The sequence below is a fragment of the Solihabitans fulvus genome, assembly GCF_008386585.1.
Classification (GTDB): domain Bacteria; phylum Actinomycetota; class Actinomycetes; order Mycobacteriales; family Pseudonocardiaceae; genus Solihabitans; species Solihabitans fulvus.
This window is the reverse complement of record NZ_VUOB01000031.1, coordinates 59,093-82,673: the sequence shown is the minus strand read 5'-3', so window position 1 is coordinate 82,673 and position 23,581 is coordinate 59,093. Positions and strand designations below refer to the sequence as shown.

The following is a 23,581-nucleotide window of genomic DNA, read 5'->3' as shown; positions in this document are numbered from 1 at the left end:
ACCCGATCTGGCGCCGGGGACCTGCCATGAGCGGTCCTCGGCGCCGCCGTCGGGAGCGGCCGCGGCGAAACGGCTTGCGCCGAGGCCACCGTTCCTGGGAGTCTCCCGTGGTTCGGTGACTTCGATCATGGATGGTCGCGATGTTCTCGATGTCCCTTGGCGACGACGGCGCGGAGCTGCGTCCGCTCGAACCGTGGCGGGCCGGGGAGTTCCTGGCGCACATGGACCGGGGACGGGAGTTCATCGGACAACACATCGGTCTGTCGGACGCCGTCACGGATCTGGCGTCGGCCCGCGCGTTCCTGGTGGGGTACGCGGAGAAGGCCATCGCCGACACCGGGCGGATCTACGGAACGTGGCTGAACGGCACGCTGGTCGGCGGCGTCCTGTTCCGGGTGATGGACGTCGAGCGCGGCAACGCCGAGGCGGGCTGTTGGCTGGAGCCGGCGGCGGCGGGCAGGGGACTGGCGACCAGGGCCGCGCGCGTGATCATCGACTGGGCCGTGGAGGAGCGTGGCATCCACCGCGTGGAGTGGCAGGTCTCGGCGCAGAACCAGCCAAGCATCAGCGTGGCCCGGCGGCTGGGGATGCGCAGGGACGGTGTGCTGCGGGAGAGCAACCCGCGCCGGGGCGGCGTGCGGCACGACCTGGAGATCTGGTCGGTGCTCGCGCCGGAGTGGCGGGCCGCCCGGTCGACGCCCTAGTCGATTCCGGTTAGTCGATTCTGGCTAGTTGGTTCCGGATAGTTGTTTCCGGCCAGGGGAAACCGGGGCTCACCCTCGGCGGCGCGTCGGCGTGCGCAACATGATCACCAGGCAGACCCCGAGCAAAATCAGGCTGAGGCCGAGGATCACCAGCCGCGCGGGCTGGGATCCGGTGTTGGCCAACGACGTCTGCGCCTCGGCCGGCACCGTCGGCGCGGCGACCAGGGTAGGCGCGGTGGTGGTTGTGGTCGTGGTCGTGCCCGGCACCACGGCGACGGCGGGGGCCGGGTTGTTGCTCGGCACCGGGACCAGGGCAGGGGTCCTCGTGGCGGCCGGGGTGGCGGGCCGGGCCGGGGGCTTTGGCGGTTGCGCGGCCCTGCCGGCGTCGGGCCGGACCGACGCCGAGGTGGGGTGCGCCGACGAGGTCGTGGGTTTCGGCGTGGGCGCGGCCGGTTTCGTGGTGGTCGAACGGGATGATGGCGGTGGCGTGGTCGTCGCGGTCGTCCTGCTGGACGGCGCGAGCCGGGACGTGGTCGTCGCCGGGGGAGTGGTGGTCGTTGGTGGTGCTGTGGTCGTCGGCGGCGGCGCCGGCGGGGTGGTCGTGGTCGGCGGCGTGTCCGCCGTGCCGGCCAGCGCCCGCAACCGGTCCACCGCGCCGTTGAACACGGCCTGGTCGCCGGGCAGCGGGCCGGAGTCGGAGTACTGCCACAGGGTGTAGTACTGCCAGTCGCCCGGCAGCGGCCCCGCCGTGCTGGCGTAGCGCGCGATGTAGAGCGGGTTGGTGGCGGCGAAGCCCTGCTGGTCGCCGGTGCAGGTGGTCCACCAGTCCGTCGTCGTGTAGATCATCGGCCAGCGGCCGGTCTTCTCGTGCATCCGGTCGGAGAACTGCCTGATCCACGCCGTCATGTCCGGCTGGGACAGGCCGTAGCAGGTGCCACCGGCATATGGGTTGTACTCGATGTCGAGCATCGGCGGCAGCGTGCGACCGTCGGGCGACCAGCCGCCGCCGTTGGCGACGAAGAAGTCGGCCTGGTCCGCCGCGGTGGCGCGGTCGGGCAGCGCGAAGTGGTAGGCGCCCCGGATCATGCCGACGTCGTAGGACCCGTTGTACTGCTGGGCGAAGTAGGGGTTGGTGTAGGTGGTGCCCTCGGTGGCCTTGACGTAGGCGAACCTGGCGCCGTTGCGCCAAGCGGCGTCCCAGTCGACGTTGCCCTGCCAGGCCGACACGTCCATCCCGGACACCTGCCCGCCGGACGCCTCCGCGACCAGCCGTTGCGGCGGCGCGGCCGCGTCGGCGGCGTGCTGCCCGTCCCGCGTGCCGGCCCAGCCGACGGTGGCCAGCGCCGCCGCGACGCACAGGTATCGGACCGCCCGTGCCGTGCCACCGCGCATGGTGCCACCTCCGTCGTCCGTTGGCGGGTCGACGCCGATCGCGCCGAGGGGTTCCGCGCTGTTCCCGGAGTGTGCGTGACGGGAGTGATGCTTGTAAATAGCTGTGGCTGATGTGACACCTGCGCAAGTGGACGATCGTGACAGTGTCGAGTGGATTGTCGCTTGTGGACGCCGAGATGCCGGCGACTCCGCCTGCCGAAAGGAGATCGCGGCGGTCGCCGCGCGCATCACCTGCGCGGGGGATGCGCGCGGCGGCCGGGTAGATCGACCCGAGGTCTCGGCCGTCGATGACCCGGCCGCCGAGCCAGCCGGCGAACGCGGCGGCGAGCTGGAAGCCTGCGGCGTTGACCGCGAGCGTGGGAGCCGTGTCGGCAGCGGTCAGCACGCGGGTCTGCATGCCGGGGACGATCGCGAACGCCAGGGTCCCGAGCGTGAAGGTCAGGATCGCTGCGGGCGCAGGGCTCTCGCCGACCAGCCAGGCCAGGGCCAGGATGCCGGCCAGGGCGGCGAGCAGGCCGGTCAGCGCGGGCATCAGGGCCCGGTCGGCTAGTCGCCCGCCGAGGACGTTGCCGAGCGCGGTGAGGGCGATCGCCAACTGGAGCCGCCGGTTCGCGAACACCCGCAGGTCCGCCAGCACTGACCCGGTCGTGGCCACGGCCAGGCCGGCGACGCAGCGCGCCACCAGGAGCACCGCGTAGCCGGGCGCGATCGCCGAGCCCACGTTGCCGAGCACGGACACGAGAATGAGGCCGACGATGAGCGGCTTGCGGGCCAGGCGGGCCATGAACAACGTGACCACCGGGCCGCCGACGATCATGCCGACCGCGTAGGCGGTGACCAGCAGGCCGGCCGCCGGGATCGACACCGCGAGGTCGCCGGCGACGTCGGGCAGGATGCCGGCGATCACGAACTCGCCGGTGGTGAGGCTGAAGACGACCAGCACGAGAGGGAAGACGGACAGCGCCACCCTTCGCACCTCGCGCGCTCACCACCGACCAGCAGGAGTCCCTGCGCGGCCTGTTGCAGGCACTGGTGACGCCCCCGCAGCACGGCTGACCACGGACCGACGCCGGTGGTCGCGCGCCGCGGAGGCGCGGACGACGGCGTCAAGTGCGTCTTCGTGTAACTGCGCGATGGTCTGTGCCCGCCCTCGACACCGCAGCCTCGGACGACTGGGTGCCGGCCTCGGGCGTGGGACGCTGTTGACTCGTGTTGGGAGGTTGTCGGGGGTGACCTACCTTGGGAGGCTGCCAGGCTGGGGATGTTGCACTCGCCGCCCCGGGTGCCTATCCCCGACACGAAGCCAAGCGAGCTGGTGGACGTGGCAGTGCCCTTGAGAGTGCATCCACCACTACTCGGCAACGCGGTAGCGCAACGGAAGATGGTGGACAAGGGCAGGCACAAGTTCGTCCACGATGACTTACGCGGCGTGACTGACGGCGAGCCCCTCCGTTCTCTACGCCCACACCCGCGTCTCGTTGATCGCTTCCTTCTTGCGCAGCGCCTCGTCCAGGCTGATGCCCATGCGGTTGGCGATGGCGCAGATGTAGATCAGCACATCGGCGAGTTCTTCGTCCACGCTGCCGATGATCGACGTGCTGTCGATTGACATGTGTTGGTGTTTTCGAATGGCTTTGAAGAGTTCGCCGACTTCTTCGCCGAGTTTGAGACCCTGTTCTAGCACCGTGCTGCCGGTGAAGCCGCGTTCTTCTTCCATCTCTGCAACGTAGCGTTGCAGATCGTCGAGTGATGATGCCTGCTTCAACGGAAGCATGTGCGGACCTCGCGCGGGCTGGAGGATGAAGGGTGCGAGGTACTTTAGCACTCGCGAGACAGGCGGCAAGTCACGCCGATGCTAGAACGCAAAAGCCCAGCTCAGTAACATCAACGAGCCCCCAATTGCGGCGACGAGAAACCATTGCGGTACAGTTTGCGGTTGCCGGCAGTAGTTTGATCTTAGGACGCTAGCTCAGTTGACCTCTAGTGGCAGATCTGCGCTGTATGCGCCGGTCTTCACGCGATCGGCTCGCCCTAAGGCTGCACTCGTAACGTCGACAACGTGATGGGCGATGTACGGGCATACTGTATGCGGGCTATGGTGCTCGCTGCGGAGTGGCGTCAATCCAATAGAGCACGTTGTACCAGACAGGTGGTGCGCGGCATGGTCGCCCAGCGGGACACGCAGAGTGTTGCAGCCGCTTTGGAGTTGCGGATCACGAGCGGTCCATTGCCTACTGGATGCTTCGACATTCAGACGGTCGTCGTGAAGAAGGGGCCGCAGGCGTACAAGACAGCAACTCTGTGGCTCTTCGGTAATCAGACGACGGGCGAGATCAAGCGACGTGAGCTCCGGGTGCAGTCCTGGGCCGTGAAGTCCGATGGTCCAGGCTTCGCTTTTGACGAGAAGCCAGAGAACACCTGGTACTGCGAACAAAATGAGGTCGCCGCTTTCGCCGCGTTCCTGAACGGTCAGCTTGAAGAAGCCGGCGTATATCATCGCATCAGTAATGATAGCCCATTGGCCTCGGTCGTTGAGAAGGTGCAAGCTGGTGAGGCTGACGCTTCGCAACTCGTGCAGATCGCCCAGGCGCTAGCGGATGCTCCCAACTCTGCGGAGGTTCTCGCACACCATGAAGCCAGTCGAGTGCTGCTCGACGGTATCCAGACTGCGCGACAGCGGGACGTCATCGCCAGACTCAAGGCTGCGGTAAGTGATCCGTCGACAGGGGAGAACGTCCTCCAGGGCATCCTGGCCGATGGCTGGTGGATGTTCGGCGGCCGCTTCATCGCCAAAGCGAGTCGTCGTTCGCTGACGGTGCTCGATCAGCTCGATATACCGCTCATTCGAGCCGATGGTGCGCTGCATGTCGTTGAACTCAAGACTGCCAACATCGGCGACCTCGTCATTAAGTATCGCAACCACCATGTGGTTGGTCCGCAGGTGAATGAAGCTGTTGGTCAGGTCGCCAACTACTTGCGCGAATTGGATGAGCATCGGCATGTCATCAAGGGGGCGCTTGGCATTGAGTGCCGGCGCGCCTTTGCCACTGTTGTCATCGGTCATCCGCAGTACGCTGAGAAGGTCGACGCCAAGGATATCGCGGAAACGCTGCGGACATATAACGCGCACCTCTCACGGATTGAAGTCATTACCTACGCTGATCTCATTCAAGGAGCGGAGAGTGCGCTAACGCTCGGCGCGGAGGCTCCAGAACCCGAAGAACCGCAGTTGGAACCAGAAGGGCCGCCGTTCTAGATCGTCTCGGTCAGTCGACCGCTCGCTGGCTGCCGAGCTGGTGTGCCCGACCAACCCAGTCGCAACGCTCCGGTGAGTTTGGCAGCTTCCCTCCGGATCTCTCGCCGCAGTTCCGGCGATGTTAACCCTCGGGTCAGCGAGCAGATCATCGCCTTCTGTGTAGCATCCCAAGCCCACGTCCCGACGACCTGGCCCTCATATACGATGGTTGGCAGCACCTCTCCGATCTGGTTGAAAGCTCTGTTCGCAGGCAGAGCGCCGAGATAGCGCTGTCGCGTCTCAAAATACGCCTTGAGTGCCACGTCTTCGTGGGCCAAGAAGTTAAGGCCAGTCTTTTGTTTAGTTGGCGCGATAGCATAGAAGGCTTCCAGTCGGTCACTATGCATATACTGCGGTGAAGGGCTCCAGGGGGTCTGCACGTTTACCCATGCGCGGGACGATTCAGCCATCGCTGCGGTGATCGCAGATTGGGAGAGTCCTGACCACCACATCACATCTTTCAGGCTGGCCGGGCCGTAGCGATCAAAGTAGGCTCGCACAAGTTCGCCGACGGCTATAGCGCGATCCATCTGCATGTCAAGCTGGGGATACAACACAGTGGTAACCGCAAACTTGCGGTGTTCGCGGTTCCAGCCCGTGGTGTCGTTGAAGTACGTCAGAAGGCCGCATTCCCAGGCGAGTTTGAGGGCTAGGCGCACTGTGACCGTCGTTGTTCTGGCGCTGGCCAGTCGGGTCTCAATGGTACGGTGGAATAGCGGTCCGTTCTGCTCCAAAAGTCTTGAGATTGCGCCGGTTACGCGGGAGATGCTGTCAAGACTGATCCCCGCGTTGGTGATGGCCCGGAGCGCATCACGTTCGCGGAAGTGACGTGTGGCTCCGTGCGCTGTTGCTGCGAGTGGCAGCGGCAACGTGTGTAGGGTCTTGCGCATACAGCGAACGGTCGTCACGTCGCTGCGGGTACGGGACGAGAACAGACTCATAGCGACCGTTGGATCGACACTTCGGGCCAGAACCGTGGCGAACGGCGATGGTAGCCGGGCAGCGTGGAGTCCAAGGCTTGCGCCGGCGACTTCCAGTACTGAGTTTAGCTTGGTCTCGCTGGCCAGGCCTTGACACCGGAGGAGCCAGTTCCAGAGGTACCGCGCATCGGTATCGTTGAGCGTATGTGAAGCAGACACCGGGAATTGGGCGGCAACCATGCGGTGATGCTAACACATGTAAGATCCACTGGTTCTGTCAACCCTGCGCGTTCCAATTGCTTTCCACGAAATCCCTGAGCGCCAGATACGACTCTTCCGTCTCCTGCCAGTCATCATCACTGCCCCACCACTGGCGCTCGTTGTGGTGGATGTGGAATTTTGACCAGTTGCCGTCCCAGTCTGCTTGGAGATGGGTACCACGCACCCCGTATGTCTCGGCCTTGTCGTAGACCTGGGTACCGGGGAGCGGTACAAACCGGAAGAGTGAGACACGCGAAAGTGTCGAACCCAGTTCGCCAAGTAGCTCGATGGTCTCCCTGGTGGTCTCCATGTTCTCGCCGGGGAAGCCGTGGATGATGAACACCTTGGCCTCGATGCCTGCATCGACGGCTGCGTGAACGGCTCGCTTGATCTGCTCCCGCTTGGTGTTCTTGCGCATCGTCTTTAGTAGCAGTTCGCTGCCCGACTCCATGCCGTACTTCACCTCGATGCAGCCAGACCGAGCCATCTTGCTGAGCAGCGCCTCGTCGATGGTGTCCACACGCGACAGCGCCGACCACTTGAGCCCGAGATCTTCGATCTGCTCGCAGATGTCACTGACCTTCTGCTTGCTGACGATGAAGTTGTCGTCCACGATGGCGAAGCCTTCGATGCCGTAGGAGTCCTTGAGGTGGATGAGTTCTCTCCTCGCGCTGGCGCCGCTGCGGTACTGGATACGGGTCTGTCCGGCGGCACAGAAGCTGCACGGGAAGGGACAGCCTCGGCTGAACATGACGTGCGCCATCCGGGTGTCTGTACCGGCCAGTCGATCGGAGATCACGAAGTCGTCCTGAGGCAACAAGTGACGGGCGGGCAATGGCAGATGGTCGATGCTCTTCAGCAGCGGCCGTGAGGGCTCGCGCTTCAGCTCCCAGCCATCACGCCACAGCACTCCGGCAACGCCCAGGAACTGCTTGGAGTGAGCCCGCTCCAGGATGGCGAGGATGGTCTCTTCGGACTCTCCGTCGCTCGCCACGTGCGCCCGGAAGTCCGTGAGGCTCTGCTCAGGGTAGAAGTTGCAGTGCACACCGCCAACCATCACCAGCGCGTCACTTCGAATGCACGAGCGTTCCCGCGCCTCGCGCATGAAGCCGTAGGTGGCTGAGCTCGCTAGGCTGAACCCTACGGCGTCGAAGCTCGTGAGATCCAGCTCGGTCGTCTGGGGTGTCACCTTGTGAATCGCTGCCTCGTGGCCCGCTTGTTCGACGACCGCCGCGAGGTAGAGCACGCCAAAGGGAGGGAACTCACGTCGGTGTTCTTTGAAGCGCGCCATATCGTAGACCTCGGGATAGAGCAACGCCACCCTCATAGCCCGCCCTCGTTCGCTTCGAAGATCACCTTGAGTAAGACATCAGCCACATGGTCGGCGGTGGCGTCGTGGACGTTGTGGAGATGGATGGGGTAGCCATCGGCCACCAGCTCCGCGGTGACGGCCTTGAAGCCCTCGACTTCGCGCGTGCTGTCGGCTGGACTCGTGGGTTGAAAGCGGCTGTAGGTCCCGCGTCTGGCAGTACGCTCTGCACAGAGGGCGGGGTCGCCGATCAGGATGAAGGCGATGTCTGGCAGACGGATGCATCTGTAGAGACTGCGCACAAAAGCGATGTCAACGCCATCCTGCGGATCAAGCACAAGCGAGGTTGGAGCGTACCGATCACAGACGACGACCTTGCCCGCCTCAAGGGCGGGGCGCACCGTAGTCTGTTCGTGGTGATAGCGATCCGCTGCAACGAGGCAAGTAAGTGCCAGGCCGTGGAGATCATAGGTCGAGCGACGGGCAAGTTCTCCAATGTTGGATTTTGACGGGGTGGTCGTGAGCACGATGCCTGACGAGTGCGGGGCAAGCTTCTCCGCGAGCAATGCGCTTACCGTTGTCTTGCCGACTCCGCTGGGGCCGTCCAGTGTGATGAAGAGCCCGTACTTCTCGGACATCTTGTCACCCTCTCAGTGCGCTCACACTGCCACAGTAGGCGCGTTCTGATGGGTTTGGAAGGTGCGAGTCGGGTTGGTCGGAGGCTGGATGGACAACATGATCTTTCGGCTTGGCACTTGTTGATCTCGCCTTGCCTGGAGATTTTTATACGTGCGTTTGTGTCGCCGGGGCCGTTGCCAGCATGCCTCGAGAAGTTCCTTTCTCGAATTGCCCGCAGTATGCCTTGTTGGAGGTATTCGCAGTGTGCAAGTGCGTGCAGCTTACCGGGCAGCGTCTGTGATGGTGGTTTGGAACGCGATCAGCACGAAGGCTGCGGTGTTCTCGTCAGGCTGTCGCGATATGGCCTCTGGTGATCTGGCCGCGGTGGCGCGGACCGTATCGCGTGCGGCGGTCAGGGCCAGATCTGGCGTCCGGCGGCGAGAACGGCGGCTTGGTAGGGCGGCAGGTGCTCGCCCGTCGCCATCACCTCGACCCCGACCGCGCCCGGGGTCAGCTGCACCGCTGCCTGCACGCCGGCGACCTCGCCGGGCTCTGCGATCTCCAACAGGTAGATCCAGCCCGGCGGCATCGGCGCGCCGTCCTCGGGCTCGCGCCAGGCCAGCAGCACTCGCCGGGCCGTCGTCGGGTTGCCGGCCGCCCACGTGAGCACGTGGCGGTGGTCGAGATCCCGGTCGGGCGGTCCCGGGGTGCGGGGCTCGAACCGGTAGCGCAGGCGTCCGGCGTCCGGCTCCAGCACGACGCCGCCGACCGGCTCGTCCGGCCGGCCGGCCACGACGCTCAGCAGGTCCAGCTCGTGCTGGTCGACGGGTATGCCGAACAGGGCAAGGGTGTGCACGAGCATGCCGGCCATGACGTCCCGCTCGTCCGCCGCGAGGAGGGACCGCGCCGAGACCAGCACGTGGTCGGCCAGCCGGCCGGTCAACCGCCGGGTCAGCTCGACCGATGCGGCGCGCCACTCGGTCACGGAGTGCTCCTCTACGGGCAGTTCGTCTGTGTGGGAGCCGGGGTCACCATGGTCTCGGTGTCCTGGCCGTTCTTGTCCCTGACGACCTTCTTCGTGTTGCCGCCCTTGTCCTTCCCGACGTGCGTCCAGCTCTCGGTCGAGCGGTCGAACTTCGGCAGCGCGGTCTCCCGCTTGAGCGTGCCCGGCGGCTTCTGCGCCGGCGGCGACGGGTTCGTGAACACTATGGTGGGGTCGGTGATCGGTTTGCCGTTCGCGAAGTTGGTGTTGACCGTCGACTTCCCGTCAGGGTACGAGGTTCGCAAGCCGCCGTCGGCGAAGACGAACATGTCCAGGTCCACCGGCGTGCCGTTGACCGTGGCGACTCCCTTGTAGTGCCAACCCCATTCCGGCGTCCCGTACTCGTTCGGGATCAGCAACGGCTGGCCGCCGACCGGCTGGTTGTTCGCCATGACCTGCCGCTCGGCCTCGGCGATCTCGGCCTCGCCCCAGCTCAGCGGGTACTCCGTCTTCTCGGCGGCGCCCGTGCCGCCCTGGTGCCCGCCGCTGACCGACGGCCTAATGCTCAGGTCGGTCGGGTCCGGCAGGTCGCCGCCCCTGGCGTGCTGGCGGTTGACGTCGGACCGGTACAGGCTGGTGACCGGGGGCGGCGTGGTCGGCGGCGCGTTCGGTTGCGCGACAACGGTCATCCTGCGCAGGATGGGGTTGTCGAGGACGTACGCGCCGCCATACCTTGGATCGGCCTTGACGTCCCTGCTTCGCTCGTTGGCCACGACCAGCTCGCCGATCCTGAGCTTGCCGGACTTGTCGGTCAGCAGCGATCGCGGCGAGGGGACCGAGGCCGACGCCTGCGCGGCGAAGTGGTCGAGCAACTGGGTCAGCGACCACGACGAGAGCGGGCCGGCGTTCGGGCCGAAGCCGAGGTAGGCCACCCGTGCGTAGGTCGGCTTCAGCGTGGCGGCGGACAGGCTGTCGACGGCCCGCTGCAACTGCGTGTTGAGCGATCTGAAGAGGTCTTGGTTGGTCGGCAGCGGCACGTTGGGCTGGCTCTTCTTGTTGGTTTCCTGGCCGGCGACGCTGGCCACCGCGTAGATCCGCTGGTACTGGTCGTCGACGACGAAGCCGTTCTGCACGGACACCGTGCCGGGCTGCCGGTTCGGATCGTAGACGAGCCCGGCAAGCAGGCTCAGCGCGCCGACCCAGGACGCCCGGTCGTCGTCGGTGGTCGCGGCGTCGCTGGCGTCCAGGATCTCGGCGATCGGGTGCTTGCCGCCCGGCGGTGTGGTGAACGCCGCGCCGTGCTGGAGCAGGTCCTCGACGATCTTCACGACCCGCTTGCGGTGCGCGGCCTTGGTCCGCTGGTAGATGACCTGGTTCTCTTTGCTGGCCCCCTGGTTCACCAGCCCGGACGCCTGGGGGAGCGTGCCGGCGAGGCCGTTGACGAGCTTGTTGATCTCCGGCCCGGAGACGCCGGGTTCGTCGGCGATCGGCCGGTTCGGGTCGATGCCCCTGTCGTGCAGGCTCTTGCCGGTGTCGAGGTCGGAGCCTGCCGACATGTCGAGGTACATCGCCTCGACGGTGTACTGGCGGTCGCAGGTCTGTGTGCACGACGCCGCCGGGTTGGTCGCCATGAACGACAGCGACGCGGAGCCGCCGGGCGGCGCGGCCACCGGCGAGGCCCCGCCGCCACCGCTGGACGCGCTGTACTGCACCGTCCCGGTGGCCGGTCGGTCGCCGCCGTTGTTCACGATGATCGTGACCGCGCAGGCCGGCACGTCCACGCAGGTCGGAATCGGCGGGATGGATATGGAGACGCGAGGTCCGTGCGCGACCGACGGCGGTTCCGGCGGCGCTGGTGCGGCGACGGCCTGCGGCTTGGCCTCCTCGACCTTGCTGTTGGCGGTCTTCTTGCACGGGTCGTCGGCCGGGGCGACGCGAAGATCGGTGCGGGAGTACCCGCCGGCACTCGTCGGCAGCTGCGCGCGAAGCTTCACGGGCCCGGCCGCGAGCGGACCGCTGATGCCGAGCACGGCGGGCTGGTCGGTGGTCGACACGTAGACGGTCCAGCCGCCGCTGGCGGTGGTCAGCGCGAGCGCCGGGGTGCCGTCCCGGTAGGTGACCGACTGCGCGGTCCACGGCTTTCCCGTGGTGCCCTTGCGGATCGTGTCGGCGAGCTGCCGGCCGCCGAGCGCGCCGAGCATCCCGACCGGGAAGCCCATCGAGTCGTCCGCCTTCACCCACTTGTCGGCGAGTGTCTGCGCGAAGGCCGGGATCGTGTCCAGCCACCAGGTGTTGTTGGCCTTGACTGACGCGGAGTTCTTGGTGACCAGGAACTCCGCGGCGCCGCCGCCGGGATCGGTGACGATCGCGGAGGTGTCGCCGGTGGCGAGCGTGACGATGTCGACGTGCAGCGGGACGCCGTCGTCGGTGTAGACCTCGCCGGTCAACTTGACGTCGGCGAGCGCGCCGAGACCGTCGAGTGCCTTGCCGCTCACCAGTTTCGCGTCGACCGCGACCGGCGAGCCGGCCAGTAGGATCGGGCCGCCGGTCAGCGCGAGCACCACGGACAGCAGTGCCGCGATGGCGATGGCGCCGAGACCGAGCAGCTTCTGGCCAGGCGACCGCAGTGTCACGAAAGGTCTCCCCGACGTCGGTGCGATGCAGCACGCCGACGCTAACGGTGGTCGATGAAATCCGGATGACACGGGTTCAGCCGGACCGCGATCACGTTGCTGTCGCCAGGACCGACTTCCTGCCGGGTCCGATCGGGTTCGAACGATCCGCCGCTCGCCGGTGCGCGGCCGCGGTGCGCAGGCGAATGCTCCAGCTGGCCCCTTGTTGGCCCACATTGCCGAACCTAGAGTGACGAACGCACCGAACGCGTTTCTTTCGCGCCAAACCGACCGAGTATTCGCCAGCTGCGGTAGTGGTAATGACTATCTGGAAGGTTCGGCGTTGATGGTCGATGACGTGTGGACCACCGACAGTTCTGCGACGCTTCTGTTGGTCGGAAGCGGTTTCCAGGCGTACCGGGAATGGATACTGCGTTCGGTGAGTCGGCGATTCCGGCTGTGGCTGCTGTCCTCTTCGCCGGCCGACTGGGCGACGCCCTACCTGGCCGGGCAGACCTTCGTGGACGCCCTCGACGTCGACGCCGCGATCGCGGCGGTCAGGACACTGCGCGAGACCCGGCCGCTGGCCGGCATCCTCTGCTACGACGAACTGCGGATCGTGGCCGGCGCCACGATCGCCGAGGCGTTGGGCCTGCCAACGACGTCGGCGCGGTCGGTGTTGGCGTGCCGGGACAAGCGGCTGTCCAGGCAGTTGATGACCGAGGCGGGCGACCTGGGGCCGCAGTCGATCGGCGTCACCGACCTGGCCGGCGCGCAGCGGGCCGCCGAGCGCATCGGCTATCCGGTGGTGCTCAAGCCTCGGGCGCTGGCCGGCAGCGAGGGCGTTGCGAAGGTCGACGGTCCCGGCCAGTTGGTCGAGCGTTTCGCCTTCACCAAGGCGGCGCATTTCGACGACGTCCCCCGGTTCGACGAGGACGTGCTGGTCGAGGAATACCTGGACGGCCCGGAGATCGCGATCGACTCGGTCGTCTGGAAAGGCGAGGTGCGGCCCGTCTTCGTGTCGCACAAGCAGTTCGATCTCGCGCCGACCTTCGAGGAGACCGGGCACGTCATCTCGGCCGAGGATCCGCTGCTGCGCGACCGGGAGTTGACGGAGCTCGTGCGGGCAGCGCATTCCGCACTGGGTTTCGACCACGGTGTGACGCACACCGAAGTGCGGTTGACGCGGCACGGCCCCCGCATCGTGGAGGTGAACGGCCGCCTTGGCGGCGACCTCATCCCGTACGTCGGGCTGCTCGCGACCGGCATCGACCTCGCGCTCGCCGCGGCCGACCTCGCGGCGCGGAGGATGCCGGACCTCCGGCCGCGCAGGGCGCGCACCGCGGCGGTCCGCTTCTACTACCCGGCACGGGATCTGGTGGTCGAGCGGGTGCGCGTCGACCCGGCAGGTCTGCCGCCGCACATCAGCGAGGTCCGGCCGCTCGCGGGGCAGGGGGACACGCTGCTCCGCCCGCCGGGGGCGTTCGTGTTCGGCCGCGCCGCGGCGGGTTTCGCGGTCGCCGACGACCAGGACACCTGCCGACGCGCGTTGGACGGCCTGGCCGACACCATCGAGATCGCCGGCCACCCGGTGCCCGAGAAGCAGCCGATCTGACGATGTCGCGCAGCACCGACACCGAGGCCGGCACCGGGGTCCTGCGGACGTTGCGCGAGACCTCCGCGCCGGTGCGCGCCCTGCTCCTTGGCACTCTGGTCAACCGGAGCGCCGCGTTCCTCCAGGTGTTCCTGGTGCTGTACCTGGCGCACCTGGGCTACTCGGCCGGTCAGGCCGGACTCGCGCTTGGTCTGCACGGCGCGGGCGGCGCGGTCGGTGGCGTCGTCGGCGGCTGGCTCGTCGACCGGATCGGCGCCCGGCTCACCATCGCCGCGTCGAGTGTCGTCACGGGCGCGCTGACGGTGGTCGTGCTCTATGTCGGGAACTACCAGGGGATCCTGGCGCTGGTCGTGCTCATCGGCGTCGGCAACCAGGCGTTCCGCCCCGCGTCGGCCGCCTCCTTCGCCGACCACACGTCCCGGGGCCGCTACGTGATGGTGTTCGCGATGCAGCGGCTCGCCGGCAACCTCGGCGCCACGGCGGGCCCGTTGCTTGGCGCCCTCATCGTGCAGTTCAGCTTCGGCGCGCTGTTCTGGATCGAGGGCGTCGTGACGGTCACGATCGCCGCGCTCGCGCTCGTCGTCCTCCCGGCGGACCGGGCCGCCGGGCGACCGCCGAAAACCCCGAAAACCGTTGGCACGGAAGCGGAAAGTCCGTCGCCGGCCAGGGCGAGCCTGTTCGCCGACTGGCGGTTCATGCTGTTCCTGGCCGCCGCCCTGCTGTCCTCGGCCGTCTACGTGCAGCAGCTGTCCACGCTGCCGCTCCAGGTGCGCGCGCTCGGGCTGTCCACCGCCACCTACGGCGTGCTCATCGCGATCAACGGCGCCGTCGTGGCCCTGTTCGAGCTGCCGCTGACCACCGTCACGCAGAACTGGCCGGCCCGCCCGACGATCATGCTGCACTGCGCGTTGATCGGCGTCGGCATGGGCCTCTACTCGGTCACGGGCGGCGTTGCTGGACTGGTCGTGGCCACCCTGGTCTGGTCGGCCGGCGAGATCCTCGGCGCGCCGACCCTGTTCGCCTATCCGGCGAAGATCACGCCGGACCACCAGCGGGGCCGCTACCTCGGTGCCTTCGGGGCGGTGATCGGCGCGGCCTTCGCGGTCGGCCCCGTGCTCGGCACGCTGGGCTGGCACGCGTTCGGCCCCGACGTCTGGCGACTCTGCCTGCTCGTCAGCGCGGCGGCGGTGCTCGCCGCGTTCCTCGGCGTCCGGCACGAGTCGGGGCCGCACGACAGTCCGACCGGGAGCACCCATGACTGACCAGAAGACGCTGGTGATGATCTCGTCGTCACTGAACCCCGATCTGCTGCACACGCCAAGGAAGATGGGGCTGAAGGTGGTGCTCGTGGCCGCCGCGCCGCCGCGCGACCCCGCCGCGTTCGACTGCCACCTGCCCGTCGACGAACTCGACGAGGACGCCGTGCTCGACGCCGTCCTCGGCTACATCGCGGAGCACGGCGAGGTGCACGCGGTGGCCACCTTCCACGAGGGCAGCCTGCACGTGGCCGCCCGGCTGGCCAAGGAACTCGGGCTGCCGGGCAACTCTCCTGAGGCGGCGCGCGCAATGCGCGACAAGTTCCTGACCGGGCGGATCCTCGCCGAGGCCGGCGTCGGCACCCCAGTGACGCTGCTGGCGACAACGCTCGACCAGGCGCGCGCCGCCGCGAGGCAACTCGGCTACCCGCTGGTGGTCAAGCCCCAGTCCGGCGCGTCCAGCCAAGGCGTCATCAAGGTGCGCGACGATGCCGAACTGGACGCGGCGTTTACCCTGGTCAACGATCTCTACCGGGTGCGGGAGTTCACCGACGGCCAGTTCTCCGCGCCCAACCTCGGGCACATCTTCTTCTACCCCAACCTGCGCGGCGTCCTGGTGCAGGAGTACGTGACCGGCGAGGAGGTGGCCATCGATCTCGTGTACGGCGACGGAGTCTTCGAGGCGCTCGCCATCCACGACAAGCCGGTCCCGTTCGCGGAGCACCACTTCTTCGAGACCACCTACGTGACACCCTCCGTCCTGCCGCAGGCCGTCCAGCGGGACGTGGTGGACACTGCGGTCAACGCGTTGCGGGCCCTCGGCGCCACCGTGGGCGCGGCGCACGTGGAGCTGAGGGTGACCGACGCCGGGCCCAAGATCATCGAGGTGAACGGGCGGCTCGGCGGCACCACCGCCTACGTGCAGGAGTCGATTCGCGAGTCCACCGGCGTGTGGGGGCCGCTCGAATACCTGCGCGCCGTCCTCGGCGAACGCCCGCGCGGTCCGCAGGGGCGGCGCGGGCACGCCGGGTTCACTCCGCTGATGGCCGAGCGAACCGGGCGGATCGAGCGGTTCGAGGGCGTCGAGGAGGTGGAACGCATGCCGGGAGTCATCGGGATCCGCTGGATGTCGCGGCCCGGCGACCACCTGGTGGTCAAGTACCCGGAGAATCCGGCCTCCTACTTCGCCCTGGTGCTGGCCAGGGGCGAAGACAGGGCCGAGGTGTTGCGGGCGTTGCGGGAGGCCGAGCGCGTCCTCCGCCCGGTCTACTGCTGACGGCGTTCCGGCTGCGGAAGGGCGGGGACGCACATGATCGGCGCACAGACCGACACCGAGCTCGACGTGGACCTCCTGCGCCGGGAGACACCCGGGGCCGAACTGGTGACACACCTGAACAACGCCGGCGCCGCGCTGATGCCGGCGCCCGTCGTCGACGCGATGACCGAGCAGCTCCGGCTCGAGGCGACCATGGGCGGATACGAGGCCGCCGAGCGGAACGAGGCCGCACTGCGCGAGCCGTACCGGGCGATCGCGCGGCTGATCGGCTGCCGACCCGACGACGTGGCGATCACGGAGAGCGCCACCCAGGCGTGGAGCCGCGCGTTCTACGCCATCCCGTTCCGTCCCGGCGACCGCATCCTGGCCTCGGCGGAGGAGTACGGCAGCAACTACCTGTCGCTGCTGCGCGTCGCCGAGCGCAGCGGGGCCACCGTGGAGATCCTGCCGCAGGACGAGTTCGGCAGGGTCAGCGCCGAGGCGCTGCGCGCCACGCTCGACGAGCGGGTCAGGGCCGTCGTGGTGACGCATGTGCCAAGCCACACCGGGATTGTGAACCCGATCGCCGAGATCGGCGCCGTGGCAAGGGAGTTCGGGGCGCTGTACCTGGTCGACGCCTGCCAGTCCGCCGGCCACCTCCCGATCGACGTCGCCGAGATCGGCTGCGACTTCCTTTCCGCGTGCGGGCGGAAGTACCTGCGCGGCCCGCGGGGAACCGGCTTCCTGTACGCGAAACCAAGCGCGCTCGACCGGGTCGACCCCGCGATGGTCGGCCTGGACGGCGCGCGCTGGCTCGGCGGGACGCGCTACGAGCTGGCGTCGGGCGCGCAACGCTTCGAGACGTGGGAGGTGAACGCGGCCGCAAAGCTCGGGCTGGGTGTCGCGGTCAACTACGCCCTCGCCCTCGACCCGGCCAGAACCTGGGCAAGGACGGCAAGGCTGGCCGACCACCTGCGGCTCGCCCTGGCGGCCGTGCCCGGCGTGCAGCTGCTCGACCGCGTCGACGAGCGCAACGACCTGTGCGGCATCGTCGGGTTCCTGGTGCACGGCCACACCTCGGAGCGGCTGCGCGCCGCCCTGAGCGCGCTGCGGATCAACGTCTGGGTCTGCCTGGCGAACGCGGCGTGCGTCGCGATGGAGTCGCGGCAGCTCGGCCAGGCCCTGCGCGCGTCCGTGCACTACTACAACACCGTCGAGGAGATCGACCAGTTCTGCGGCCGGCTGCGGGACATCGTCGTCGGGACGGGGGAGGCCTAAGGCCTCTCCTCAACCAAGCGGAAATGGCTGTGCGGATCGGATCACGGAGTGCACAATGCCGTAATGGATCTTGGTGTGATCATGTTCAACGGCTACGGAGTGCGGCCCGGCGCGTTGGGTCGGGCCGTCGAGGAACGCGGCTTCGAGTCGCTCTTCTACCCCGAGCACACGCACATTCCGGTCAGCAGCAAGCGCGGCGACGGCCAGTCGGCTGCGGGCTACGCCCGGACCTACGACCCGTTCGTCGCGCTCGCCGCGGACGCCGTGGCCACCTCCCGGATCATGCTCGGCACGGCCGTGTGTCTTGTGCCGCAACGCGATCCGCTCATCACGGCCAAGGCGGTCGCGAGTGTCGACGACCTGTCCGGCGGGCGGATGCTCTTCGGCGTGGGTGCCGGCTGGAACCGCGAGGAAATGGCGAACCACGGCGTCGACCCGCGCACCCGCATGGCGCTGATGGCCGAGAACGTGCGGGCCATCCGGACGATCTGGACTGAGGACGAAGCCGAGTACCACGGCGAGTTCATCGACTTCGACCCCATCTGGTCGTGGCCCAAGCCGACGCGTCCCGTGCCGGTGCTGGTCGGCGGCAACGGCCCTGGCGCCGAGGACCGCGTCCTCGACTACGGCGACGAATGGCTGCCCCAGTGCGGCCCGCTCGCCACGGTCGATGAACTGCGTGAGCGCATCGACCGGCTGCGCGACCGCGCCGGACGCCGCGTGCCGGTCACCTTGTTCGGGGTGCCCAACGACCGGGGCCTGCTCGACCAGTTCGCCGAATCGGGCGTCGACCGCTGCCTGCTTCCCGTCCGAGGCGACGAATCCGCGGTGCTGTCCACACTGGACGACCTGGGGACGTTGCTGGGCTAGGGCGGTCTCGCCTGCTCGAAACCGAGGTTCGCCCGGCGCTTCGCGGTGTCATGATGTGCGCGTGACGACGCCAGTCGAGCTGCGCGGACCACGGGTTCCACCGGCTCGTGATCGACCCCGAGGCGGCGAACCTGGCCGCGATCGCCTGCTACCGCAAGGTCGGCTTCAAACCCGTTGGTGTGCTGTGGAAGTACTCGCGGGACCAGTCCGGGGTGTGGCGCGACGGGCTGCTGCTCGACCTGCTCGCCGAGGAGCTCGTGCGCTGAGCCGGGCGACCGCCGGGAGGCCGGAACGGGACGCCGTTGCGGCGGTGCCGGCCGGTCGGCCGGGCGATGTCATCGGAATTTCATCGGCCGTCGCTACCCTCGTAGCCTCAGCCCGTTCGAGCAGGCGTCTGTCGGGCCCAGAACGGCGAGGGGACGATGGCGCGCAACACACAGCCGGGTCGAGTGGTGGGCGGCCGGTATCGGCTCATCGAGACCGTGGGGTCCGGCGGGTTCGGCCAGGTGTGGCACGCCCACGACGAGGACCTGGACATCGACGTCGCGGTCAAGGAGGTCTGGCTGCCGCCCGCCGTCTCCGACGCTGAGCAGGAGGAGCGGCTGTCCCGCGCGAAGCGGGAGGCCCGCAACGCGGTGCGGCTGCGCGACCATCCCAACATCGTGACGGTGTACGACGTTGTGATCGAGGACGAGGCCCCGTGGATCGTCATGCAGTTCGTCACGGGACGCTCCCTGGCCCAGCAGGTCGGCGAGCACGGGCCGCTGCCCGGTGACGCCGCGGCGCGGATCGCGGCGGCGCTGCTGACCGCGCTCGGCGCGGCCCACGACGCCGGGATCGTGCACCGGGATGTCAAGCCGGCCAACGTGTTGCTCGCCGACAACGGGGATGTGCTGCTGGCCGACTTCGGCATCGCCGTGCACCAGTCCGACACCGCGATCACCGTCACCGGGGCGTTCATCGGCTCGATGGAGTACGTCGCGCCGGAGCGGGCGAGGGGCGAGCACGGCGGCCCGCCGTGCGATCTCTACTCGCTCGGGGTGACGCTGTACCACGCCGTCGAAGGCGTCTCGCCGTTCCGCCGCGACAACCCCGTCGCGACGCTGCACGCGGTCCTGTTCGAGCAGGCCGCGCCGCCGAGCCAGGCGGGTGCCCTCGCCCCGCTGATCACGAAGCTGCTGGACAAGGACCCGGACCGGCGCCCGACCATCCAGGAGGCGCGGGCCCTGCTCGACTCGCCGCCGCCGCTCGTCGCCACGCCGTCGATGCTCGCCGCGCCGCCGCCGACGCTCGTTGCCACGCCGTCGACGCCTGCCGACGCGCCGCCGATCCAGTACTCCATGCCGCCACCGATTGGCGGACCGCCGCCGAGGGCCGCCGGGAACAAGCACCTGGCGGCGTGGGGAGCGGTGGCCGCGGTCGTGTGTGTGGCGCTGTTGGTGATGGTGCTCGTGCCGTGGCACCTGGGGCCGTTCCGCTCGGGTTCGTCGACCGAGGCACAGCAGCCGGCCGTCGGACAGACCTACGATCCGGTCGTGCGGTCCACCACGCGGGAGCCCTCCGCGCCGCCGACGACGCCGACGACGCGGGCGGCCCGGCCGACCACCCCGACCTTTGACCCGGCCAGCCTGGATCGGGAGACCGCCGACCGCACCCCGCTGACGGCCGCGGCGCAGCTCCCGGAGTCGTTCACCGACTCGAAGAACGTCCGCTACACGTTGCGCGGCAGCGGCGTGCACAACTGCGTCAACGAGTTCGAGTCCGACAGCGTGCAGAGCGTCCTGCGCAGCGTCAACTGCGGGAGCGAGATCTCGGGGGAGTACATCGACGAGGCCAACAAGATCCTGGTGTCGGTGGTGGTCGCGCCGCTGGCGGACACGCAGACCGCGGCCTCCGCGCACGACCAGCTCAAGCAGGCCTACTCCAACGCGTGGGGCATCTGGTGCCCGAAGGACGGCCCAGGCTCCCAGATCTGCAACGACAACGAGGACATCAGCCGCGCCACGCAGGCGGGGTACGTCACCAACAACCACCGGTACCTGATCCACGCGCTGGCGCTCTACATCAACCTCGGCGTGGACCCGGACGTCGAGCAGTGGGTTGACGCGGCCGCCCACCGGGCCGTCGACGTGGTGGGGCCGGACAACTACAGCGGCAACCACTGATCCGCCGCCGGGTGGCCTCGTCGCCAACCGACCGCGCGGCTACACGGCCGGCTCCCGAATGAACTCGTGCACCCGTCCGACGGTCGAGAAGCCGAGGCGGCCGTACCACTGCGCCGGCCAGTCCGACTCGTCGGCGACCAGGTAGATCAGCTCGCACCCGGCGGCGCGCGCCCGGCGCAGTGCCTCGCGCACGACCGCGCGGCCGTAACCCTGGCCGCGATGCTCCGGCGAGGTCATGACGTTTTCGATCTGGCCGATGCCGTCCTCGAGGTACAGGTCGGTCCTGGCCAGCACGTGACCGGAATCGCCGACCACGCCGAGGAACCGGACCTCGTCGGCGCCGGTCAGCCGGACGGCGACCCGCCGCGCGAGCTGGTCGATCGTGTCCTCGGGGACGGTGGGCAGCGCGAGCCGCCAGTCGCGACGCAGCGACGGGATCAGCGTGGCCAGGTCGAGGGCCTCGACCGGCACGGCGGGCGCCGGCGGGTCGTCGCCGGCGTGGGCCATCGCCACGAGCGGGATGTGCTCGTAGCCGGCGGCCACGGCGGCGCCCGCGAACGCCGCGCCGAGGTCGTCGTCGTAGACGGTGACCATGCGGTGCGGCACGTCCGACAGCACGCTGTCCGCCGCGTCGAGCAGCTCGGCCGGGTCGGCGGCCGAGGTGACGAGCAGCCGGTTGTTGTTGTGCGACACGGGAAAGTCCGCGTGGCGCACGGCGAAGCCGCCCGGCACGGCCAACACCCTGGTCGCCTGGCGGCGGGCGAACTCCAGTTCGAACGCGACCATTCTGGCGAGCTGCGTCGTCGGCGTCACGGCGGCAGGCTATCGCGGCCGGCTCGGTCAGCGCGTTCCCGATACTCCCCGGGCCGCCGCGTCAGGCCGAATCGCGACCGGCCGAGGGGTCGGCCGTGAACAGGAAGGACCGCGGCACGTTGGGCACCTCGGACGGCGGCACGGGGTAGGGCCAGCGGCCGAAGGCGGCGCCCTCCTCGCCGGGCTGCTTGAGGTCGGTCACCGCCCAGCCGCAGTCGGCCAGGAACCCTGCGGGGTCGTCGGTGCCGAACTGCCACGGCGCGCCGTCCGCCGCGAGGGCGCGCAGGAACTTGCCGGCGAGCGGGTTGGTCAGCGACGCGCGGCTGGCGACGTCGCCGATCAGGACGCTGTCGGCCGTCGACAGGGCGCGCATGGTGGCGAGGAGCCGGCACACGGCCTGTTCCGGCAGGAAGAACAGCAGTCCCTCCATCACCCAGAGCGTCGGCTGGTCGGGCCGCATCCCGGCCGCGCGGAGGTCGTCGGCCCACTCGCCGGCGAGGTCGACGGGGACGGCCCGCCGGTCGCAGCGACCGGGGTCCCCGCTCGCCGCGAGCAGCTCCGCCTTGGCGTCGAGCAGCGCGGGACGGTCGAGTTCGAAGACGGTCATCGTGTCGGGCCAGGGAAGTCGGTACGCCCTGGTGTCCATCCCGGCGGCCACGAAGACGACCTGGCGGATGGCGCGCTCGTGGGCGAGGCGCAGCGCCTTGCCGTCGATGTAGTTGGTCCGGATGGCGAGGAACGTCAGCGTGCCGGCGCCGACGTAGCGGTCCAGCAAGGAGAAGCCCTCGGTGCCGGCCAAGGTGCGCGCGTACGGGTCGTCGAACAGGCGGTCCTGGCGCTCCGACTCGAGGGCGCGGGCGGCGGCGGTCCACTGTGCCGTGTACGAGACTGCTTCCATGACTGACCTTTCCTTTGGATGGATACCGTACGGGGGTGTGGTTTATTGGGCGGACTGCGGCCGACACCCGGCCAGCGGACGTGAGGGGAGCAGAGGGCGATGAGCACGACCACCTACGCCGTCAAGGGCATGACGTGCAGCGGCTGCATGAACAAGGTGACGACCGCGGTCGAGAGCGTGTCCGGCGTGCGCGACGTGGACGTCGACATCTCCACCGGCGAGGTCACCGTGACCGCCGAGGACACGGTGGACCCCTCGGCGGTCCGCGCGGCCGTGCAGGGCGCGGGCTACGAGATCGCGTGACCGGGCGACGGTAGGGGAAACCACATGTGGAGACGTGGGCATGGTCGACCTGGCTGAGTTTTCCAGAGATCCCGACGCGGCCAACCGGTTGCTGGTCGCCGAGCGGGACAGCTTGCTGCCGCTGTTGCTGGACATCCCCGAGACGGACTTCGAGCGCCTCACCTCGTGCTGCGGCTGGTCGGTGCGCGACGTCCTCGCGCACTGCGGCGCCGCGCTGAGCCGCATCGCGACCGACCAGCTGCACGACTTCAGTCCGGAACGCAACCAGCAGGACGTGCTCGACCGACGGCACTGGCCGGTGTCGCGCGTCCTGGCCGAACTCGCCAGCGGCTACACCGCTGCGGCGCCCGCGATCGCCGCCGCGGGCGGAGACCTGGACATCATCGCGTTGGGCGAGTGGGTGCACGGTGGGGACGTGCGGGACGCGCTCGGCCTGCCCGACCCGTACGGGAGCGCGGGTGTCGAGGAGGCGCTGGCGATCCTCGCGCTGTCCGACCGGGTGAAGAAGAAGCCTGCGGTGCACGTGGTCCTCCCCGACCGGCACTTCGAGCTCGGTGGTGTCGACTGTGGACGGTCGTCGGTCGAGCTGATCACCGACCTGCCGACGCTCATTCGGCTGTACACCGGCCGTCCCGCCGATCCCGCGCGGTACCTGCTGGCCGGCGTGCGGACCGCCGAGCTGGTGATCTACGGCTGAGCACGGCGACGGGTGGTGGCGGGCGTGTCTCCGCCCGCCACCACCCACTAGACCGCGCGAGGCTAGTCGGTCAGCTGGAAGTACCGCTTCCCGATGCTGTTCAGCGTCCTGAAGTCGTCGACCTGGATGGTGTCCATGGGAATGGACTCGCCGCTGTGCTGTTCGATCAGGAAGACGAACTCGATGAACGTCAGGGAGTCGATGAGCCGGTTCTCGATGAGGTCGAGGTGGGAGTCGAGGTCGTCGAGCTCCGGATGTCTGGCGAGGATCCATTCCCTGACGGGGTCAAGTCTGCTCGTCACGTTGCAGCTCCTCCTCGGATAGTTGCGCTTGGTCTC

20 protein-coding genes and 3 pseudogenes are annotated in these 23,581 nt (G+C 68.5%); 12 read left to right on the top strand and 11 right to left on the bottom strand.

Going from position 1 to position 23,581, the window contains the following annotated elements:
* Positions 1 to 140: 140 nt before the first annotated feature.
* On the top strand, positions 141 to 704 hold the full coding sequence (locus F0L68_RS18795) for a GNAT family N-acetyltransferase (RefSeq protein ID WP_149850905.1): 564 nt from the start codon (positions 141 to 143) through the stop codon (positions 702 to 704).
* Between the two features lie 627 nt (positions 705 to 1,331).
* Here the strand turns inward: F0L68_RS18795 and F0L68_RS18790 are convergent.
* A pseudogene (locus tag F0L68_RS18790) lies at positions 1,332 to 2,096 on the bottom strand (lysozyme); the annotation flags it as partial.
* 287 nt (positions 2,097 to 2,383) lie between these two features.
* Between F0L68_RS18790 and F0L68_RS43580 the strand changes: the two are divergent.
* Complete coding sequence (locus tag F0L68_RS43580) at positions 2,384 to 2,794, top strand: hypothetical protein (RefSeq protein WP_223198921.1); 411 nt, start codon at positions 2,384 to 2,386, stop codon at positions 2,792 to 2,794.
* On the opposite strand, the pseudogene F0L68_RS43575 reads toward F0L68_RS43580, so the two are convergent.
* Both F0L68_RS43575 and F0L68_RS18780 read right to left on the bottom strand, forming a co-directional pair.
* Positions 2,713 to 3,003, bottom strand: a pseudogene (locus F0L68_RS43575) (MFS transporter); the annotation flags it as partial. The gene F0L68_RS43580 and the pseudogene F0L68_RS43575 overlap by 82 nt on opposite strands.
* 549 nt (positions 3,004 to 3,552) lie before the next feature.
* Positions 3,553 to 3,870: a MazG nucleotide pyrophosphohydrolase domain-containing protein gene (locus F0L68_RS18780; RefSeq protein ID WP_149850904.1), complete on the bottom strand. Its 318-nt coding sequence runs from the start codon at positions 3,868 to 3,870 to the stop codon at positions 3,553 to 3,555.
* A gap of 387 nt (positions 3,871 to 4,257) precedes the next feature.
* On the opposite strand from F0L68_RS18780, the gene F0L68_RS18775 reads away from it, so the two are divergent.
* Entirely contained in the window at positions 4,258 to 5,352 is a 1,095-nt protein-coding gene (locus F0L68_RS18775) for a Shedu anti-phage system protein SduA domain-containing protein (protein WP_223198926.1), read from the top strand.
* Here the strand turns inward: F0L68_RS18775 and F0L68_RS18770 are convergent.
* The 5 genes from F0L68_RS18770 to F0L68_RS18750 all read right to left on the bottom strand — a co-directional run bounded on the left by F0L68_RS18770 (position 5,349) and on the right by F0L68_RS18750 (position 12,114).
* Positions 5,349 to 6,551 carry a DNA glycosylase AlkZ-like family protein gene (locus tag F0L68_RS18770; RefSeq protein ID WP_149850902.1) on the bottom strand — a complete coding sequence of 401 codons (1,203 nt, stop codon included), beginning with the start codon at positions 6,549 to 6,551 and terminating at the stop codon, positions 5,349 to 5,351. The genes F0L68_RS18775 and F0L68_RS18770 overlap by 4 nt on opposite strands.
* Positions 6,552 to 6,588: 37 nt before the next feature.
* Positions 6,589 to 7,899 (bottom strand): B12-binding domain-containing radical SAM protein, encoded by a 1,311-nt coding sequence (locus tag F0L68_RS18765; protein ID WP_149850901.1) that lies wholly within the window; start codon positions 7,897 to 7,899, stop codon positions 6,589 to 6,591.
* Positions 7,896 to 8,519, bottom strand: a complete 624-nt coding sequence (gene tmk / locus F0L68_RS18760; protein ID WP_149850900.1) for a dTMP kinase — start codon at positions 8,517 to 8,519, stop codon at positions 7,896 to 7,898. The genes F0L68_RS18765 and tmk overlap by 4 nt, the downstream gene beginning before the upstream one ends.
* A 392-nt stretch (positions 8,520 to 8,911) precedes the next feature.
* Positions 8,912 to 9,484 (bottom strand): hypothetical protein, encoded by a 573-nt coding sequence (locus F0L68_RS18755; RefSeq protein WP_149850899.1) that lies wholly within the window; start codon positions 9,482 to 9,484, stop codon positions 8,912 to 8,914.
* Between the two features lie 11 nt (positions 9,485 to 9,495).
* A complete protein-coding gene (locus F0L68_RS18750; protein ID WP_149850898.1) occupies positions 9,496 to 12,114 on the bottom strand; it encodes a hypothetical protein in 2,619 nt (872 codons plus the stop codon).
* A gap of 418 nt (positions 12,115 to 12,532) precedes the next feature.
* On the opposite strand from F0L68_RS18750, the gene F0L68_RS18745 reads away from it, so the two are divergent.
* From F0L68_RS18745 to F0L68_RS18715, 7 genes and pseudogenes are all read left to right on the top strand, one after another.
* Positions 12,533 to 13,708, top strand: coding sequence for an ATP-grasp domain-containing protein (locus tag F0L68_RS18745; RefSeq protein ID WP_188316659.1), 1,176 nt, complete (start codon positions 12,533 to 12,535; stop codon positions 13,706 to 13,708).
* Between the two features lie 2 nt (positions 13,709 to 13,710).
* A complete protein-coding gene (locus F0L68_RS18740; protein WP_149850896.1) occupies positions 13,711 to 14,970 on the top strand; it encodes an MFS transporter in 1,260 nt (419 codons plus the stop codon).
* Entirely contained in the window at positions 14,963 to 16,240 is a 1,278-nt protein-coding gene (locus F0L68_RS18735) for an ATP-grasp domain-containing protein (protein WP_149850895.1), read from the top strand. The genes F0L68_RS18740 and F0L68_RS18735 overlap by 8 nt, the downstream gene beginning before the upstream one ends.
* Before the next feature lie 33 nt (positions 16,241 to 16,273).
* On the top strand, positions 16,274 to 17,497 hold the full coding sequence (locus F0L68_RS18730; RefSeq protein ID WP_149850894.1) for an aminotransferase class V-fold PLP-dependent enzyme: 1,224 nt from the start codon (positions 16,274 to 16,276) through the stop codon (positions 17,495 to 17,497).
* A gap of 63 nt (positions 17,498 to 17,560) precedes the next feature.
* Positions 17,561 to 18,367, top strand: coding sequence for an LLM class F420-dependent oxidoreductase (locus F0L68_RS18725; RefSeq protein WP_149850893.1), 807 nt, complete (start codon positions 17,561 to 17,563; stop codon positions 18,365 to 18,367).
* An 83-nt stretch (positions 18,368 to 18,450) separates the two neighbouring features.
* Positions 18,451 to 18,633: pseudogene (locus F0L68_RS18720) on the top strand (GNAT family N-acetyltransferase); the annotation flags it as partial.
* 156 nt (positions 18,634 to 18,789) lie between these two features.
* Positions 18,790 to 20,532 carry a serine/threonine-protein kinase gene (locus tag F0L68_RS18715; protein WP_149850892.1) on the top strand — a complete coding sequence of 581 codons (1,743 nt, stop codon included), beginning with the start codon at positions 18,790 to 18,792 and terminating at the stop codon, positions 20,530 to 20,532.
* 39 nt (positions 20,533 to 20,571) lie between these two features.
* Here F0L68_RS18715 and F0L68_RS18710 read toward each other — a convergent pair whose 3' ends face one another.
* Both F0L68_RS18710 and F0L68_RS18705 read right to left on the bottom strand, forming a co-directional pair.
* Positions 20,572 to 21,345, bottom strand: coding sequence for a GNAT family N-acetyltransferase (locus F0L68_RS18710; protein ID WP_149850891.1), 774 nt, complete (start codon positions 21,343 to 21,345; stop codon positions 20,572 to 20,574).
* 61 nt (positions 21,346 to 21,406) lie between these two features.
* Positions 21,407 to 22,243 carry a class I SAM-dependent methyltransferase gene (locus tag F0L68_RS18705; protein ID WP_149850890.1) on the bottom strand — a complete coding sequence of 279 codons (837 nt, stop codon included), beginning with the start codon at positions 22,241 to 22,243 and terminating at the stop codon, positions 21,407 to 21,409.
* A gap of 99 nt (positions 22,244 to 22,342) precedes the next feature.
* Between F0L68_RS18705 and F0L68_RS18700 the strand changes: the two genes are divergently transcribed.
* Both F0L68_RS18700 and F0L68_RS18695 read left to right on the top strand, forming a co-directional pair.
* A complete protein-coding gene (locus tag F0L68_RS18700; RefSeq protein ID WP_149850889.1) occupies positions 22,343 to 22,546 on the top strand; it encodes a heavy-metal-associated domain-containing protein in 204 nt (67 codons plus the stop codon).
* A 40-nt stretch (positions 22,547 to 22,586) separates the two neighbouring features.
* The gene (locus tag F0L68_RS18695) at positions 22,587 to 23,243 is read left to right on the top strand and encodes a maleylpyruvate isomerase family mycothiol-dependent enzyme (RefSeq protein ID WP_149850888.1); all 657 of its coding nucleotides are present in this window, start codon (positions 22,587 to 22,589) and stop codon (positions 23,241 to 23,243) included.
* A 62-nt stretch (positions 23,244 to 23,305) separates the two neighbouring features.
* On the opposite strand, the gene F0L68_RS18690 is transcribed toward F0L68_RS18695, so the two are convergent.
* The gene (locus tag F0L68_RS18690) at positions 23,306 to 23,545 is read right to left on the bottom strand and encodes a phosphopantetheine-binding protein (protein WP_149850887.1); all 240 of its coding nucleotides are present in this window, start codon (positions 23,543 to 23,545) and stop codon (positions 23,306 to 23,308) included.
* Positions 23,546 to 23,581 lie beyond the last annotated feature (36 nt).

What these genes read in the sequence shown, in the direction of transcription:
- F0L68_RS18795 (WP_149850905.1), top strand. Translation starts at nt 141, where the DNA reads ATGTTCTCGATGTCCCTTGGCGACGACGGCGCGGAGCTGCGTCCGCTC.
- F0L68_RS43580 (WP_223198921.1), top strand. Translation starts at nt 2,384, where the DNA reads ATGACCCGGCCGCCGAGCCAGCCGGCGAACGCGGCGGCGAGCTGGAAG.
- F0L68_RS18780 (WP_149850904.1), bottom strand. Translation starts at nt 3,870, where the DNA reads ATGCTTCCGTTGAAGCAGGCATCATCACTCGACGATCTGCAACGCTAC.
- F0L68_RS18775 (WP_223198926.1), top strand. Translation starts at nt 4,258, where the DNA reads ATGGTCGCCCAGCGGGACACGCAGAGTGTTGCAGCCGCTTTGGAGTTG.
- F0L68_RS18770 (WP_149850902.1), bottom strand. Translation starts at nt 6,551, where the DNA reads ATGGTTGCCGCCCAATTCCCGGTGTCTGCTTCACATACGCTCAACGAT.
- F0L68_RS18765 (WP_149850901.1), bottom strand. Translation starts at nt 7,899, where the DNA reads ATGAGGGTGGCGTTGCTCTATCCCGAGGTCTACGATATGGCGCGCTTC.
- tmk (WP_149850900.1), bottom strand. Translation starts at nt 8,519, where the DNA reads ATGTCCGAGAAGTACGGGCTCTTCATCACACTGGACGGCCCCAGCGGA.
- F0L68_RS18740 (WP_149850896.1), top strand. Translation starts at nt 13,711, where the DNA reads ATGTCGCGCAGCACCGACACCGAGGCCGGCACCGGGGTCCTGCGGACG.
- F0L68_RS18735 (WP_149850895.1), top strand. Translation starts at nt 14,963, where the DNA reads ATGACTGACCAGAAGACGCTGGTGATGATCTCGTCGTCACTGAACCCC.
- F0L68_RS18730 (WP_149850894.1), top strand. Translation starts at nt 16,274, where the DNA reads ATGATCGGCGCACAGACCGACACCGAGCTCGACGTGGACCTCCTGCGC.
- F0L68_RS18725 (WP_149850893.1), top strand. Translation starts at nt 17,561, where the DNA reads ATGGATCTTGGTGTGATCATGTTCAACGGCTACGGAGTGCGGCCCGGC.
- F0L68_RS18715 (WP_149850892.1), top strand. Translation starts at nt 18,790, where the DNA reads ATGGCGCGCAACACACAGCCGGGTCGAGTGGTGGGCGGCCGGTATCGG.
- F0L68_RS18705 (WP_149850890.1), bottom strand. Translation starts at nt 22,243, where the DNA reads ATGGAAGCAGTCTCGTACACGGCACAGTGGACCGCCGCCGCCCGCGCC.
- F0L68_RS18700 (WP_149850889.1), top strand. Translation starts at nt 22,343, where the DNA reads ATGAGCACGACCACCTACGCCGTCAAGGGCATGACGTGCAGCGGCTGC.
- F0L68_RS18695 (WP_149850888.1), top strand. Translation starts at nt 22,587, where the DNA reads ATGGTCGACCTGGCTGAGTTTTCCAGAGATCCCGACGCGGCCAACCGG.